This is a genomic window from Moorena bouillonii PNG, from assembly GCF_001942495.1.
GTDB lineage: Bacteria > Cyanobacteriota > Cyanobacteriia > Cyanobacteriales > Coleofasciculaceae > Moorena > Moorena bouillonii.
Map to the genome: position 1 here is coordinate 118,713 of NZ_MKZS01000001.1, position 16,031 is coordinate 134,743.

Genomic DNA, 16,031 nt, shown 5'->3' on the forward strand with positions numbered 1-16,031 from the left:
ACCCGTGATGGCGTTCGCGTAGCGTGACCTACGGTCAAGGGATTGCTCGCCATCACGGAAAGCGCACCTAATGGACAAGGCAGTTATTAATGAATTAGTTCGACCACAGGCTTAGTCTGATCTGCTGTGGTGGGAACCAGTGCTGGTGATGATAAGGAGCATGGGTAAGAAAATCATTACACCTGCTCACCACAGCGAAACCAAACAGTCTCGCCGTAAATAATCGGCTAACTTCTTGAGCATGGATTCCTCTTCTTCGAGTTCAGCGATAAACTGCTGTTCTTGATCGCCACCGTGGACCTGTGAGGTTTTCTTGCCAAGGGTCTCTACATAAGCGAGATCTTTGATCTGGCTCAAACGCTGTCGTGCATTCAAGGCTTTAGTGCCATTGCTCATCATACTAGCTTGCTTCTGTAATATCATGTCCCGGTTTTGTTTGAGCAAGCGGCTGTAGGTTCTAGAAGGCATGTAGTCTAGGGGGTTATGGCCCGCTAAGCGTAGCATTAACACACAAGCCCAAGAATACTTGCCATCAAGGATGGCTTCCTCGATCTCGCTAAACTTATCGGTATCCATCACTTTGTCGAGGTTGGTATTGGCAGAAGGAATACGATAGGTCATGGTTATTTCTGATCCTGTAAGTCTAAAGGTCAATAGTTTATAAGTTGGGGTGCAGTTAACTTGCAGATTCCAAGGAATTACTAGCAAGTTGACTACTAAGCATTAACGGTCAACTGTTAAGCGTCAACAGTAAACCATCAGTGAGTGATGAAAGTGATTTGAAAACAAAGCACTATAGATCGATGCCGCTTTTTTGAAGCTGTCGCATCGGATCCAATAAGAAATCGATAATCCGACGGCGGCGGATGATGATGTCAGCATTGGCGGTCTGACCAGCCTTAAACCGAATGATTTCATCATCTTCAATCACATAGTCACGGTCAAGGGACACTTTCACCTTATAGACTGAACCCATTAGTTGATCGGCTTTAGCATCGGAAGAGATTGAAATCACCGTGCCTTTGATGATGCCGTAATCCTGATAGGGATAGGCATCAAATTTCACTTGCACCGGCATTCCTTCGTTAATAAACCCTGCCTCCCGAGTAGGCAAATTTGCCGATAGCACTAAGGGGGCACCTTGAGGAGCGATTTCGGCGATGCTATGTCCTGGTTGCACTACTTGACCAGTATTAGAAATGTTGAGGGAAGATATTATCCCATCCACTGGCGCTTTGAGAAACTTCTGTTTGAGCCTGGTTTTAGCAGTATTGACCAGGGTTTCATTTTCAGAAATTCTAGCTTTGATTTGGGTCAGTTCTACTTCTAACTGTTGAATTTTCTGCTGTGCTTCCAGGCGAGTGGTGCGTCCGGTAGCTTGCCGATGCTCTAATTCTGCCTCTAGTCGTTTGATCTCTGCTAAAGTCTGTTCTAGCTCACCTCGGCTTTGGGTAGTCGCCGCTTCGCGATCGCGTATACTTTGCTGAGCTTGAAAAATTTGTTCGCGAGTACTCAAACCATCTTGCAGTTTGCTTTCGGTAACAGCACTTTGGCTAGCACGAAAGCTTTGTTCTGCTTGAAATACCTGTTCTTTGGAGATTGCTCCTTCTGCCAACAGAGGCTTAAGGTTATCGAGTCGTTCTTTGAGAGCCACTACATTAGCCCGCCGTTGCTGGAGCAGTTCTTGGGCTGTCGCCTGCACCAGCTTCATCCGTTGTAATCGTTCGCGATTAGCAGCTTTAGCTAACTGATGTTGAATGATTTGTTGTCTAATTGCCGATGCACTAGCTTGTGCTCGTGCGATCGAAGCTTGTTGTGCTTGAACTTCTGCTTGGGTAATCTGCTCACGAGTTTCTGCTTCCAGACGGGTTCTTTCAAGCAGTCCTTGCATCTGAACTAACCTAATCCGGTCTGCATTAAGCACTTTCTCTAAACGCTCTACTTCCTGAGTGGCAAGCTCTGTATCCAGTTCCACCAAGACTTCCCCAGCTTTAACCGCTTGCCCTTCTTTGACCTTAATACTAGCAATCTTGCCTGGCTCAATCGGGTCAACTTTATAAACGTCCCCTTTTGGCACTAAGCTTCCATGAGCTTTACCCACTTCATCAATCTGCCCAAACGTTGCCCAAGCCACAAATATCGTACAGAAGCTTAATCCACCCAACATCAACAGCCGGGGAAGGTTCGCCGGAGGCTGGTCAAGGGTAGTTTGTATGGAGGTTGACCATTTGGACGTAATAGGAGCATTGGCAGTATTGGTTCCTACCTCTGTGCTGGGTGAGGCTGCCTCTTGGTCATAATCAGGTCTCAGGCGACCTGATGGCATTAAAACGACGTTACCTTGACGACTCGTAGCCGCCTCAGGTGGGGAGTTTATTGGTTTTGCTTGTGTCATGGTGGTAGATCACGCTAAATTAACATTTTAGGGAAATGACCAATGTTTTGGGAAAGAAAGCGACCAATTCTCTTGCTGCCCTTAGCTTCCCGGGGGGAGTTTGGCATTGTTGCGCAGACCGAAATCTTTGGCATTACCTGACTCTACTTGCCCCTTTTTCAGATAGCTTCAATGCACCCCGAGATCAGAACTTAAACCCTTCCCCTTTAAGTAGCCGTCGGTCGGTCAAACCGCTTGGCTGAGCACGCTGTCAGATGTGGACTTGAGCAGGACTGACCCTAGGGTTAGGCTCTCCAAGTTACCTCCGTCTCACCAATGGTTGGGTGCATGGGAGTGAATTAAACAAAGGAATTGGAATTAAACAATCCTGTGAGTGTGCGTCATGGAGGATTCTCAGGGGATTCTAAACAGTGGTTACGAAATGGGTGTGGAGCCATATCTGAACACGTTTTTCTCCCCTTCTATTCACACAGGGCTTTTCCACTTTTCTGATAAAAGATCAATTTCATCTGAGTATGTTGCTAAATTGGCAGATTTTTGGCAGCTTTTTACAAAGCTTGACATAGTGATAGCTAGCTTCAAATTTCATTAATCATTAGTCATTAGTCATTAGTCCTTTTCACATCACTGTGTTGCCAAATTGGCAAATTTTTACATAGTTTGATATAGTGATAGGTAGCTTCAAATTTTCTTAGTCATTAGTCCTTTGTGACTAACCAGGGTCTATTGGAATTTACAAATGACTAATGACTAAATAACTAATAACTAATAACTAATGACTAATGAGCACTAGTTAATGATCTATTAAAGATCTAGCTGCTGCTGTGCTAGATGATAGTAAAGACCTTGACGATCCATGAGTTCCTCATGGTTGCCTTTCTCGACCAGAATGCCTCGGTCTAGGACAAGGATGCAGTCAGCATTGCGCACTGTAGAGAGGCGGTGGGCGATGATGAAGGTAGTGCGATCGCGACTAATGCGAGCTAAGTTTTGTTGAAAGCGGCGCTCGGATTCTGTATCTAGGGAGCTAGTCGCTTCATCCAGAATCAGAATCTTGGGGTTGCCCAATAGGGCTCGGGCTATGGCAATCCTTTGTCGCTGTCCACCAGAAAGGGTAGAGCCTCGCTCTCCGACTTTTGTATTATATCCCAAAGTCATACCTTGAATAAAAGCATGAGCTTCTGCTAGTTTGGCTACCTCTACGGCTTCATCCAGGCTGAAATCCGGTCGGTAGAGAGTGATATTTTCGACAATTGTCCCCGAGAACAAGAAACATTCTTGGGGTACCACACCCATTTGAGAACGCAAAGATTGCGGGGAAATATGGCGGATATCGTGTCCATCTATCAAAATACGACCATTAGTCGGATGATAGAGACCTTGCAGTAGCTTCACCAAGGTACTCTTGCCCGAGCCACTGCGCCCCACTAGAGCAATGGTTTCTCCAGCCTTAATCTGTAGGGAAATATTCTGTAGGATATTGCGATCCTCATCCTCGGAGTATCGGAAGGTAACATCTTCCAATATTACATCACCCTTAATCTCAGGTAGAACCAGCATCGGTTCTTGAGGATTCTCCTCTGGTTTAGCAGATAAGACATCATTAAGCCGTTCTACAGACACCAAGATTTCTTGAAACTCATCCCAAAGATTCACTAGAGCCAAAATCGGACCAGTGACTCGGCCAATGAGCATATTAAACGCGACATACTGACCGATAGTAAGCTGCTCATTAATTACTAAGCTAGCGCCAAACCAAAGCAAAGCTGTGCTGCTGAGAGTATTAATTAGAGAACTAATTGACCCTAACCCGTTAGCCAGGTTTCTACCTTTAAATTGTACATTCAACTGATTGGTGAGGCGATCTTCCCAGCGCCAGCGCACTTCTTGTTCCGAAGCCGCCGTTTTCACAGTAGCAACCCCTGACATCATTTCCACTAACATAGAATTTTGTTGGGCTGCTTCTTTAAAGATTTCCCTGGACACCTGGCGTAGAAAGGGACTGGCAATCACAGTCAAGATGGCGATGGGTAAAATCGTTGCCAACACCAGCACAGTTAGACGCCAATTGTAGTAGAGCATCAGTCCAATATAGACAAACACCATCACCACATCTAGCCAAGTAGCAATCGCTTGCTGAGTTATAAAACCCTGAATTTTTCCAGTTTCCTGAATTCGGGTCAGGATATCCCCCACCTGGCGGGATTCAAAAAACTTCAGAGGTAAGGTCAGGGTATGGTTTATGAACCCACTGACGAAGGTGAGACTAAGCCGATTGGAAAAGTAGTCGAGCAAGTAGCGTCTGGTTATACTAACCCCAATCGTCCAAATGCCAAAGATGATTAGACCAATGGAGAAGACATTAAGAGTGACAAGGCTTCTGTTGATAATCACCCGGTCAAGAATGATCTGGGTAAATAAAGGAGTAATCAGACCAAAAACCTGAAGGATCAGGGTAGCCAAGATAATTTGCAGCAGGACTGAGCGATGGGGCCATAGCAACCCCCAAAACGGCCCTAAAGAACGTTTGTCGCTGGGAGTAATTGCTAGTTGGGGAGTTGGATCCAATAGCATGGCATACCCAGTCCAACCTTGGAGAAAGTCTTTGCGAGCAAGCGATCGCTTCCCCACTGCTGGATCTGCAACAAGTACCTTATTACCCTTTACCTGGTAGACAACAATATAGTGATCCCCTTCCCAGTGAGCAATCCAAGGATTACTCCGATCGGCTAAGCGACCTAAAGAAGCCCTGACTGGACTAGCTTGAAAGCCTAAACTTTCTGCTGCTTTAGATAAACCTTTGAGGGATGAACCAGAACGGCCCACTCCTGCCAGTTCCCGCAGGGAGTTGAGAGCAAACCGTTTACCCCAATACTGCCCAATCATGGCTAAGCAGGCAGCACCACAATCCGAGGAAGCTTGCTGCTCAATAAAAGGATAGCGCTGCCAAAACCTTAGGAATTTCCAACCCTGCTTTGCTGGTTTAGGAAAATCAAAGCTTTCTGACTGACTGGGTTCAAGGGGCGTTTGTTGCTTAGGAGGTTCTAAAACTCGCCGAGTCGGTCGTGCTCTAGTCTGGTTTGGATGTGGTGACGGAGTATGGGTTTTTTTAACTAAGCCTTGAGCCGATGGAGATTTACCGTCACCATTTTTAGCACTTTGCCTGTTCTCCTGATCTGGTGAGTCGGTGGAGTTAGCCAAAACTGGTGCGATCGCGCAAGCCGCTTGCCAATGCTCTTGAGGCAGCTGGTAAAGCAATACATCAGTTTGGGCAATCCAATCTGTTGGTACTGGCATCGGATATCCCCAACTTTCTCCGATGCTAGGAAATGGAGCAGAGGAATTTGCCTCTGTTCCTTCTGGCGTTGCCATTTGACCACTACGTAGCCAGCAATGCCCAGCTTGGGAAGAGGACACCAGAGACTCCCCAGCCTCAATGCGTGTTTCTACGATGTAGGGCAACAGTTGATTTAGGCTAACACCGTTAAGCGTACGCAATTTGGTCAAAGTCTTGAAGAAAATTAGGCATTGCCGGTGCTGGGCTTGTTGCCCCAGGATTTCCGACCACTTCGGCAACCGTTCCAACCAAGGCAAGAGTTGATTTAGGGAAATACGGGCAACTTGTCCTGAACTCGCTGCGATCGCTCTGTAAGGATAGGATAGACTACCTAATAGATCATAGGCACCAAAGGTTTCCCCTTCTTCGAGTACCTGTATGGAAACCTCCCGCTGTTTTTCAGCATCAAAGCCTAGTAGTCGTACCCGCCCCTGACAAACTAGGTAAAGATATTGGTGATCTTGTTCAATCTCAACAGAATCTTTGGATAGCTCTGGTGTATTATAGGCAAGGATTTTATCCCCTAGCTGGAAGTTATCAAGGTCAAACGATTGACTAAATTCGTAGTTGAGCTTTGGATCGACTGAGTCTAGGGTCAAGCTTTGAAGCACCACTGATAAATTGCTAGCAGGGTCTGGGTTGATAGAAGACGATGGTAACCCATGCTCTGCCGAATCCCTGATTATATTCTTCATATGTTAAACATTGAAAATTGATTTTTAACAATTAACCATTTACAATTAACCATTTACAATTAACTACATTTAGTTAGCTAATAACTTAGTTTTTGTCAAGTCACTAACCGACTAGTTACCAATAATTCACAAAAAATTCACAAAAAATTTAAGTAAACTTCATCGAAACTTTAAAATACCGCTAGGGCATCTGGTGTAAAGTAAACCCATAAGGGTTGGGGATAGGAGGTCAAGTCTGAGTCGAACCATCAAGCCAATAATAGAAGTCAGCTAGATGTAAGCAGATAGGTCGGTTGATGCGAGTGGAGTTCAACATATTAAACACCGAAGACGTTGACAAGTAGGCTCTGCATTAATAGTCCATCAATAATCCATCAAACTGACCTAGGCAGGTGGGTTTTGTTCAGACTTGATGAATCTCCCAAATTTCCCGCTTAGCTGACTAGACCTTACTAACAACCTGTGATCGTGATACAGGGGTTTTGCCAACTGGATGCTTACCAGCTTGACGATTTTCTTTGATTAACCGATTGTAGGTTCGGTAAGGGATGTAATGGAGGGGGTTGTAGCCATAAAAACGCAGAACTAACACACAAGCCCAAGAATACTTGCCTGCGATGATAGCTTCTACGACCTGGTTAAGCTGATCATTAGTCATGACTGGTTCAGAGCTCGTAGAGGTTGACGTTGGTTGAGATGTTCTACTAGTTGATGGTCTACTAGTTATTGATAGTAATTTTTTGGCCATGGTAGTCACCCAGAATTAACGACATCTTGTAATGGTCTATACCCAACTGGCAAGGGGAAGTTGCCAATTAACCACGGTAATGATTAAGCCTTGGAACAGGTTAAGGATTTATTGCAATTGCGACCAATAGCTGACTATGGGGTTTCAGCTCATAGTTATTTGTCTAAACTTTGTCTAAACACTTATAGGGATAAACATTAAGTGATAAACAAGCTTTGCTGCTACAAACTACCATGGGGAACAATAACAAACTCTCAATCCAAGGATTAATCGGTGGGATCTGTTTCGGCTCACTTACTCAACAGATCCCACCGTGGTCATTGGCCACAATGGATTTAAAAACTGCTGGACTAGAACAGAATTGACTTTGATATCGATTACCAACCTAAATACTTGCCAGTGGGGTAGAATTTTGCCAATCAGCCTCGTATGATTCCCTTGTAATGCGGGCATATCAGTGCTTGGAGTTATGTCACAGAAGACTTTCAGGAGATTGAACATCCCTTGCAGTAAGATAATTTCCGTTTTTTTTGCTCCCACCGAGACTGATAAGTTTGACGATAGCACATCATTCCGGAAATAGCTGCTATCCTGTTCAATGCCTTCAGTGCCAACACCAGTGTCGGAGGTGTCAGATCTAAGACCCCTAAGCAATCTGTTCGAGATAGTTAACCAACAGCACGGCCAGCAATGGCTAGGGTCGTCAGTGGGTTTAGAACCTGCTGCTTTTAGGTTCAATTTGCTAAGCACCCCTGAAAAGCTCTTAGTAAAAAGCTGGATTAGAGAACGCGGCGATGGCTTCCGCTTTCCTAATGGTATGTTCATGAGTATGTCGGATGATTTTTTCAAAGTTGATGCTGTTGTGAAACCTAGTGTTACACCTAATTTTTCACAATACCAGAGCCTTGCCTAAATAGACTAAGCGCAGATGAGCGTGAAAGATTGATCCTATTTCAGTCCCGTTACAACAACAAATACAAACCCTTTTTAAATTCCTCTGTCTTTAGACAGAAAACTTTTCTGTTGTCTGAAGTAAATCCCGAAACACCTAGACACCGAAACAGATGAGCACCTGAATTTAAAAATATTCTAGAGTTTTTTTCTAGAGTTTCTATGTGGCTAACTGCTGAGCTGAACGATATCGAGTATATCTACTCAGCCCGATTCGCCATAAAGCCGATGGCGTCTAGCCTGAACTAGTTACAAGTTCTATTCAAAAAACTGGCTCAGTCAGCGGAAACAATAAAATCACTAGCTTGAGCATAGTTACCCTCTTTGATTCTTTCAAGAAAAACAAATCCAAAGTTGGATTGGTTTGGCTGTTTGGTTTATGAAGTTATATTTCACGCTGATGATCTTGAACGTGAAATTTTGTTCATCTACAAAAGGAAATCTAGTAAATTCAAGGGGTAGTTGTCAAGCGAAACTCACATTTCTTTTATACATTCACATTTTCTTCATACTTTTTTCACAAAATTTCCAAATTTATGCAAATTTAACACAATTTTCACGTAATCTTGAGTAAACTGACAAGGAAATCTAGGGGATATATGTCACCCTAATCAACTTATAGGAAACTTTAATGAAATCTTTACTATATGTTTACTAAAACTTGATCCACCCCCAATGTCAATTTGTAAATTTTTGTGACAAAGATCATGGTCAATTTCTGCCCTCTGACCCCTCTTCCGGTCTATTCTCCGTCTGGGGCTAGTGAACTAAGGAACTTCGTCAAGTGTAGTGGGATCAGTGACCAATTACCAATTACCAATTACCAATTACCAATTACCAATTACCAATTACAAATTACCAATTACCAATTACCAATTACCAATTACCAATTACCAATTACCAATTACCAATTACCAATTACCAATTACCAATTACCAATTACCAATTACCAATTACCAATTACCAATTACCAATTACCAATTACCAATTACCAATTACCAATTACCAATTACCAATTACCAATTACCAATTACCAATTACCAATTACCAATTACCAATTACCAATTACCAATTACCAATTACCAATTACCAATTACCAATTACCAATTANCCCCCAATGTCAATTTGTAAATTTTTGTGACAAAGATCATGGTCAATTTCTGCCCTCTGACCCCTCTTCCGGTCTATTCTCCGTCTGGGGCTAGTGAACTAAGGAACTTCGTCAAGTGTAGTGGGATCAGTGACCAATTACCAATTACCAATTACCAATTACCAATTACCAATTACCAATTACCCTCAATCATTGCATGAATCAGCAACGCCCTTCCTCTTGCCGATTGTCTTGGCTTTATGAAGTCATAGAGATTGCGATAGTTGAACATCGGAGGTGGCCTCAGGGAAAGGCAACCACGAGATTGACTAATCTGTTAGGTTAATGCGCCGTGGAAGTGTTAAAATCAACCATCATCTGTCTTTTTACTAACCTATTCCTATGAGGCGGTTAAGACAACTCTTCCAAAAACTTAGAGATGCAGGCAAAGATGAGAATTTTTTATACGGGCTAAATCTGTTCGAGGGTTTTGTTTCCAAAGTTCTTTCTTTGGTGATGGTGGTGGTAATCTTGGTTGCACTTAGAAGCCTAGTTATTTCACTAGTTAAAGAAATAACCAATCCAGAAGCAATAGTTTTGAGCAAAACACTTTTCAAAATATTTGGACTGTTTCTAAATATTCTCATTGCACTAGAAATTTTAGAGAATATAACCGCTTATCTGCGAAAACATGTTATTCAACTTGAGTTAGTTGTTGTTACGTCTTTAATTGCCGTTGCCCGTAAAATCATTATTCTTGACCTGAAAACAACTTCTGGAAGCCAGGTAATTGGATTAGCAATTGCCATTATATCTCTATCAATGAGTTACTGGATTATACGGAGTACTAGCACAAGAAAACATCATTAATGCATAAGCTTGAGAATACTATGACTAATTTTTTCCAATTTGAAGCCGATTTTGTGGATTCCTTACGGTGTATTCCTATGCAAGTGCGGATGAAATTAGACACTTGCGGCATCAAACTTAAACTGAGCCACTGGCATCAGTTTAATCAACACGAGCGTCAGCAACTGGTAGAGATACCCTGCACTACGACCGAGTCAATCCAAAAGTATGGAGACTATGTTCAACACCTAGTTATAAACTATACAGGAAAACCGGCTTCTAATTTACCTGTTGACCCCCAAGCTCCCTGGATGAATTCTCAGGTAATTCCATCTACCGTGGCGGAAAAAGCTATGGAATTGGGAGTCGTAGTAACTACTCAACAGTGGGCAGAACTAACTCCTATCCAACGTTTTGCCCTGATTAAACTGACGCGCCCTAGTCATGAAAACAAAAACTTTTTACCAGCACTCAAAGAATTCCAATTAGTTTTTGTTAACCGTTAACCTACCCAACAAGGGACGCCTACGGCGAACACCGTTCAACAAACTCAGACCAAGTCAAATATGTCCCTTAAATCTGGATTAGCTTAACTGCTAGAAGTACCTACCTGATCTACCACCACCTGATCTCGACAAGACAGGTTAAGGGGTTTCTGTATTAGCTCTCGCATTTGATCAAGATGATCTAAGGCTGAATTAAGCTGGCTTTGACGTAATTCTGATGATAGGTTAGAGTGGTTAGCTAGGTTTTCTAGAATAGCTTGAATAGTGTTGAGCAAGATACACAGTTGATAATCTTGACTGGTGCTCAAGTTACTTTTGGGATAGTTGAAATCCTCACACTGTTGGGAATGATTTAATCCTTGACCCTCTATCGGTTTTGACAAAATTACTGTTAGTTTTCTGTTTTGGTCTGTGTTTTGGTCTGTGTTGGGTGACTCTGATTTATGATTAAACCTATCTCCTGATAAAGCGATCGCATTTTCTGCCATCTTCCCAAACTCCTCACCAGGGGGAATGGCTTTGTGGGATTTGTTCACGGATTCTTTGGCTGGGTCTAATTGCTCAACGGTTTGCTGCAATGTATCGACAATTCCATACATTTCCATTGGGTCAAACACTCGCAGCAGGGTTGTTTGGGTGACAATACCAATTTCTTTACCCCAATTCCAAGACACCACCAATCGCCGCACACGACGCTTTTGCATTTCTTGATGAGCTGTCCATAGAGAATCTTCAGGACTCAGCAGAAATAGAGGTGTACTCATCACATCCTGAGCCTGGACTTTAGACAAATTCAGCTTGAGAGACTGAAATTGGACAATATCCCGCTCTGTGACAATCCCCACTGGCATACAGCTATCCTGTCCATGGTCGGAGGTAATGACCACACAACTAACTCGGTGCTTATTCATGAGTCGGGCTAAACTCAATACTGAGACAGTTGGAAGCGCATTAACCACCTGGGGGGTCATCACTTCTGATACCCGCCGTAACTTGAGCAGATTGGCTGGTCGCAATACCTGGCGAATTCGCTCTGGTGAGACAACACCCAATAGCTGACCGTGATCATCCACAATTGGTAAGTGGCGAATCCGATAGCGACGAAATATGAATAAGGCGGCAAAGATATCCTGACACGAAGTTTGAGGAAACGTGATCACCGGCTGTGCCATCACCTCAGCTACTGTTACCTCTTCAAAGTTAATGCCATTAGCCGTCAGCCGGACAATATCCCGCTCAGTAAAAATTCCCAGCAACTGGTCTGAGTCCATTACTAAAACGCAGCTAGACCGTGGCTCACGAATGCTGAGCTGGTCTGATGGTGAATAAAAATTGGCCAATGAACAACTTTTGCCTCCCTCCTGACTCATCAAAGCAATTATGTCGATTAGGAGGGTGTCAGGAGCAACGATCAAAGGCTGATGATCTATTGCCTCTTCTAGGGTTGGGGCGCAGATAAGTCGATCGTTGAGTTGCATAATTAATTTGATACGTGAACTTCCGTGACCTACGACCGCCGCCAACCGCTACACACTATGGCGCTGGTGTATTTACTGAGCCTGGGTTTTTTTAGAGGGATGTTACGGACAAATCTCGCAAACGCATAAATAATATGCACATAACTTGTATAAAGGTATATAATAAATAGATGTTACAGCAAAATCATCTTTAATCCTTATATGACATAGCTTTTGGCTTTCAGAGGTGGCCAGGGATACTGGGACTTTAACCATTTGGGCTTAGGGGCAAATAATTAGGCATTGCTGACCTAGCTTGGCAATTGTCCGATGGGATTGTCCGATGGGATTGTCCGATCAGGTACCCTGGCTTATCTAACGTTCTGTTTAAGGTATTCTAACTACTTTACCAGCTTGGAGCTTACTGATTTACTTACTGATTTAAGTTCCCTTGACTGGGTTTTTGAGGCAAAGTAGACACCCTAGGGGTTCTACCGTATAGCCGGTCTAAAACCCGCTTAACCGAGATCCGTTTCCACTGCTGACCACGCTTGGTTGTATAGCCATGCTGATTGAGCCAGTTAGCGATTTGTTGTAATGACTTGCCCGATTTATGGTGACGGCGAATTAACTCAATTACATGCTGTTCTTGGGGATCATCCACCAACTCACCATTTAGGGCCCGTTGACCGAAGGCCGGTGAACCATAACCTGCATAGCCACCCATAGTTGCCTTCGCTTGTCTACCTTGGTTTAGCCTTTCGATCAGGCTATCCCATTCCAATTTCTCAGCAGCCATAACTTAATGCATCAAGCAACTTCATAACAACCATGGTAAACCAAACTATAGCCTTAGCCATCCTGGTTATTACAGCTATTACAACCGATTAACCGCCCTTCTTTATTAAAGGAAGATAAAAGGGGTAACCATGTTGAGTGTTATTGACTTTTTACCCTTTACCGTTGACTATTAGTTTGTGGTAGTTTTTCAAAATTTAAGGAATATATCATGAGTACAGTTGCTTACATCAAAGACAGTGAATTTAAGTCAGTTTTAACCTCTGAAGTTCCAGTCGTCGTTGATTTTACAGCCCCTTGGTGTGGGCCATGTCGTAAAATTGCTCCTTTAATGGATAAACTGGCTGAAGACTACAAAGATCGGGTTAAGGTCGTAAAAATCGATATTGATGCCGACAAAGCTACTGCCAAAAATTACAGTATTCGTAGTATTCCTGCTGTGCTGATTTTTAAGGGCGGTGAGGTGGTAGAAACTATTGTAGGAATTGCTCCCTATGATAAATTTACTGCCGCACTTGAACAGCAACTTTAGGTTTAATTAAAAACCTAAAAATAAAAAAAATTTCTGAATTATGAGTTTAATTCTGACTTATTTCCTTCAAGCAATGACATCTAAATGAGGAGAATCGGCAATGGAGACAACTCAATCAGTCCGATGTCCCAACTGTGGTAATATGGCTCAACGTCACTACTTAATCGGTTCTCAAGCATCACATTATGCTTGTGCTGGAGACCAGGTCACCAAAACTGAATGCCCAGGTTGTGACTATTTAATGGTAATCTGTTCTGTGAGCGGTAATGTGATTGAAGCTTACGCACCAGGTAGACAAGTTATGGCTAATTCGGACAAATTTACCGAAGTAGTGCACAAAGAAAGTCCTGCTTTTATAGAAGTAGCAATGAATCGCAATCCCAGGTTAGTTGCTAGTAGTAAATATCAATTAACTCCTGTAGGGTAAAACAAGTAAGCTATCAGCTAATAGCTGATAGCTTACGGCAAAAGGGCACTGGGATATATCTTTTTTATTTGATTTCAATAATAGACAGTTTAACGGCACAATAGCTTATCGAGCATACTGCTGAATTGTGGCTTGAGCACTGGCATAGACGGAGGTACCTTTAGGAATTTGTTTCAAATAATCCAAAGCCTTAGTGTAGTTCTTTAAAACAGCTTGGTTATAAGCCATCTTTGAGAGATACTTAGCCCGAATTTCTTGCTTAGCGGTATAGTCAACAATTTTTTCCTGAGCCTTAGGATAGGCATCGGTATTTTGAGGAATTTTTTTCAAATATACCAATGCATTGGTAAAGTCTTTCTGAGCAGCTCGATTGTAAGCCTGCTGAAGAAGGAAGTTTGCTTTTATGTTTCGCTTTTGAGTGTACTCCGGAATTTTTTGTTGAATTGTAGCGTAGGCTTTTGTTCCCTTTGGGATTTGTTTAAATGTGTTGAGTGCACCAGTAAAGTCTTTCTCGATAGCCTGCTTGTAAGCCTGCTCTAGTAACTGGTAAGCTTCCTTCTCAAGACTGGCTTGAGCTTGGCTGACCATAGGTTGTATTTGCCGTTGCCAGAAGACAATATTAGGAATCTGACTAGCCTGCTCAACTACCTCTACCCATTTCTGTTGCTCAAAGGCGGTTTTGATCTGGGGGAATAGGGCTTTGGCATCTTGCCAATCTCTTTTCCACTGAGCGATCGCATTTTGAGCATCTTGATAGTTTTCACTATCTTCGGGTATCGATTTTACCAGCTTCAGCGCTGCGTCTAAATCCCCTTGCTGGTACTTTTCCTCAGCCTGTGCTAGCTTAGTTTCTGCCTGGTTGCCACCCGATGAGAACAAGAAGCCTCCAGCTACTACTAACAAGGCTACAGATGCGGAAACTCCCATGGCGGTGAGATTAAGTCCACTAGACCTTCTGGTAGGAATAGTAGGCACAGAGGGATAATAAATGTCTTCTGTTTCCTCTGTTTCCTCTGTTTCCTCTGTTTCCTCTGTTTCAAGAGTCTCTGGTTCAATTGGCTCACCCAGATTATCGTCAGTTTTTTGTTTGTAGGGGTTTGGGGATGTTGGTGGTGCTGAAGACATTGGTAAGTTTATAGATGGTTTAGAACTAGTTAAGGAATGGAGTGACTCCAAAACCTGATCAGCAGACTGGTAACGGTCTTTGAAGTAATAGCGCACCATCTGCTGAATAATGCCAGCGAAATCTTTAGTGACTGTGGCGTAGTCCTGCCAAAGGGCTTCTCCGGTTAATGGGTCTTCTTCTAGGTGTATGGGTTTGAGTCCTGTGAGTGCCTCAATGGCAATCATCCCTACAGCATATAGGTCACTACAGGGACGAGGTTTACCGAGAATTTGCTCTGTTGGTATATACCCGAATGCCCCCAAAGCCGCTATGGCACTAAATTGAACACCAACTAATGGTGTCCGTACCTGCTTAATACCGCTAAAGTCAGTTAAAACTAATTTGCTATCGTCTGATCGTCTGATCAGATTGTCTGGCTTGATATCACCATGAATCACCCCTTGGCGATGCACAAATGCCAAAATCTCTAAAACCTCTTGTAGCAGATTGATTACTCTGCTTTCACTCCAGGGTTGATTGAGTTCCTCACTCAGGGGTCGTCCAGGGATGAAATCTTGAACTATGTAGAAGCTATGGTCAATTTCTAGGCAATCTAAAATTTTGGCAACTTGGTCATGCTGACAGATAATCTCCAAAATTTTAGTTTCACGATGAAATATATCTTTTGCAGCTTGCCAGGAGTCAGGGTCATCAGTAACAGGACGGAATTGTCTAACAATACATTCGGGATTTCCGGGTCGGTAAGTGTCTAACGCAATACAAGTTTGACCCCAGCTCACACGGTTAAGGATGTCAATAACTTGATAACGTCCATTGATTAACTGTTCTGGTCCTGCTCCTGGGCTAAACGCTAATCTAGACATACGCTTCTTACTAACCGCTTACGTTGATGTTTCCTGTGAAAGTGTTGATGGTGCTTCAGAGCAAGGAGAGCAATAGGCCGAAGGTGCCGAAGGTGCCGAAGAATGGAAGAATGGAAGAATAAAGTATTTCTGATCTCCGTGATCTGAGCTATCTCCGGTATCTGCCCGTCAGACTAGATACTATTGAGCAGATTAAACAGCCCTAGGGGGGGACACAGAGTAGAGACGGTAGAATTTGCCAATAGTTTCAGATCAGC

Annotated in this window: 12 protein-coding genes and 1 pseudogene; 5 read left to right on the plus strand and 8 right to left on the minus strand. The window is 43.2% G+C overall.

Annotated elements, in window-relative coordinates; genetic code table 11:
• Positions 1-186: 186 nt before the first annotated feature.
• From BJP37_RS00490 to BJP37_RS00515, 5 genes and pseudogenes are all read right to left on the minus strand, one after another.
• Positions 187-621 (minus strand): HetP family heterocyst commitment protein, encoded by a 435-nt coding sequence (locus tag BJP37_RS00490; protein ID WP_075895649.1) that lies wholly within the window; start codon positions 619-621, stop codon positions 187-189.
• A gap of 172 nt (positions 622-793) precedes the next feature.
• Positions 794-2,395, minus strand: coding sequence for a beta-barrel domain-containing protein (locus BJP37_RS00495; protein ID WP_075895651.1), 1,602 nt, complete (start codon positions 2,393-2,395; stop codon positions 794-796).
• An 804-nt stretch (positions 2,396-3,199) separates the two neighbouring features.
• The gene (locus BJP37_RS00505; RefSeq protein WP_075895655.1) at positions 3,200-6,427 is read right to left on the minus strand and encodes a peptide cleavage/export ABC transporter; all 3,228 of its coding nucleotides are present in this window, start codon (positions 6,425-6,427) and stop codon (positions 3,200-3,202) included.
• 505 nt (positions 6,428-6,932) lie between these two features.
• A pseudogene (locus BJP37_RS38130) lies at positions 6,933-7,175 on the minus strand (HetP family heterocyst commitment protein); the annotation flags it as partial.
• 294 nt (positions 7,176-7,469) lie between these two features.
• On the minus strand, positions 7,470-7,829 hold the full coding sequence (locus tag BJP37_RS00515) for a hypothetical protein (protein ID WP_143727405.1): 360 nt from the start codon (positions 7,827-7,829) through the stop codon (positions 7,470-7,472).
• 52 nt (positions 7,830-7,881) lie between these two features.
• On the opposite strand from BJP37_RS00515, the gene BJP37_RS00520 reads away from it, so the two are divergent.
• The 3 genes from BJP37_RS00520 to BJP37_RS00535 all read left to right on the plus strand — a co-directional run bounded on the left by BJP37_RS00520 (position 7,882) and on the right by BJP37_RS00535 (position 10,571).
• Positions 7,882-8,088, plus strand: a complete 207-nt coding sequence (locus tag BJP37_RS00520) for a hypothetical protein (RefSeq protein WP_143727406.1) — start codon at positions 7,882-7,884, stop codon at positions 8,086-8,088.
• A 1,530-nt stretch (positions 8,089-9,618) separates the two neighbouring features.
• A complete protein-coding gene (locus BJP37_RS00530; RefSeq protein WP_075895661.1) occupies positions 9,619-10,086 on the plus strand; it encodes a phosphate-starvation-inducible PsiE family protein in 468 nt (155 codons plus the stop codon).
• A gap of 20 nt (positions 10,087-10,106) precedes the next feature.
• Positions 10,107-10,571 carry a nitrate reductase associated protein gene (locus BJP37_RS00535; RefSeq protein ID WP_070396420.1) on the plus strand — a complete coding sequence of 155 codons (465 nt, stop codon included), beginning with the start codon at positions 10,107-10,109 and terminating at the stop codon, positions 10,569-10,571.
• Positions 10,572-10,654: 83 nt separating this feature from the next.
• Here BJP37_RS00535 and BJP37_RS00540 read toward each other — a convergent pair whose 3' ends face one another.
• Positions 10,655-12,049, minus strand: a complete 1,395-nt coding sequence (locus BJP37_RS00540) for a CBS domain-containing protein (protein ID WP_075895663.1) — start codon at positions 12,047-12,049, stop codon at positions 10,655-10,657.
• A gap of 412 nt (positions 12,050-12,461) precedes the next feature.
• A complete protein-coding gene (locus tag BJP37_RS00545; RefSeq protein ID WP_075895665.1) occupies positions 12,462-12,827 on the minus strand; it encodes a recombinase family protein in 366 nt (121 codons plus the stop codon).
• Between the two features lie 210 nt (positions 12,828-13,037).
• Between BJP37_RS00545 and trxA the strand changes: the two genes are divergently transcribed.
• Positions 13,038-13,358 (plus strand): thioredoxin, encoded by a 321-nt coding sequence (gene trxA, locus BJP37_RS00550; RefSeq protein WP_075895667.1) that lies wholly within the window; start codon positions 13,038-13,040, stop codon positions 13,356-13,358.
• A 100-nt stretch (positions 13,359-13,458) separates the two neighbouring features.
• The gene (locus BJP37_RS44180) at positions 13,459-13,785 is read left to right on the plus strand and encodes a hypothetical protein (RefSeq protein WP_075895669.1); all 327 of its coding nucleotides are present in this window, start codon (positions 13,459-13,461) and stop codon (positions 13,783-13,785) included.
• Between the two features lie 105 nt (positions 13,786-13,890).
• Here BJP37_RS44180 and BJP37_RS00560 read toward each other — a convergent pair whose 3' ends face one another.
• The gene (locus BJP37_RS00560; protein ID WP_075895671.1) at positions 13,891-15,774 is read right to left on the minus strand and encodes a protein kinase domain-containing protein; all 1,884 of its coding nucleotides are present in this window, start codon (positions 15,772-15,774) and stop codon (positions 13,891-13,893) included.
• Between the last annotated feature and the right edge of the window lie 257 nt (positions 15,775-16,031).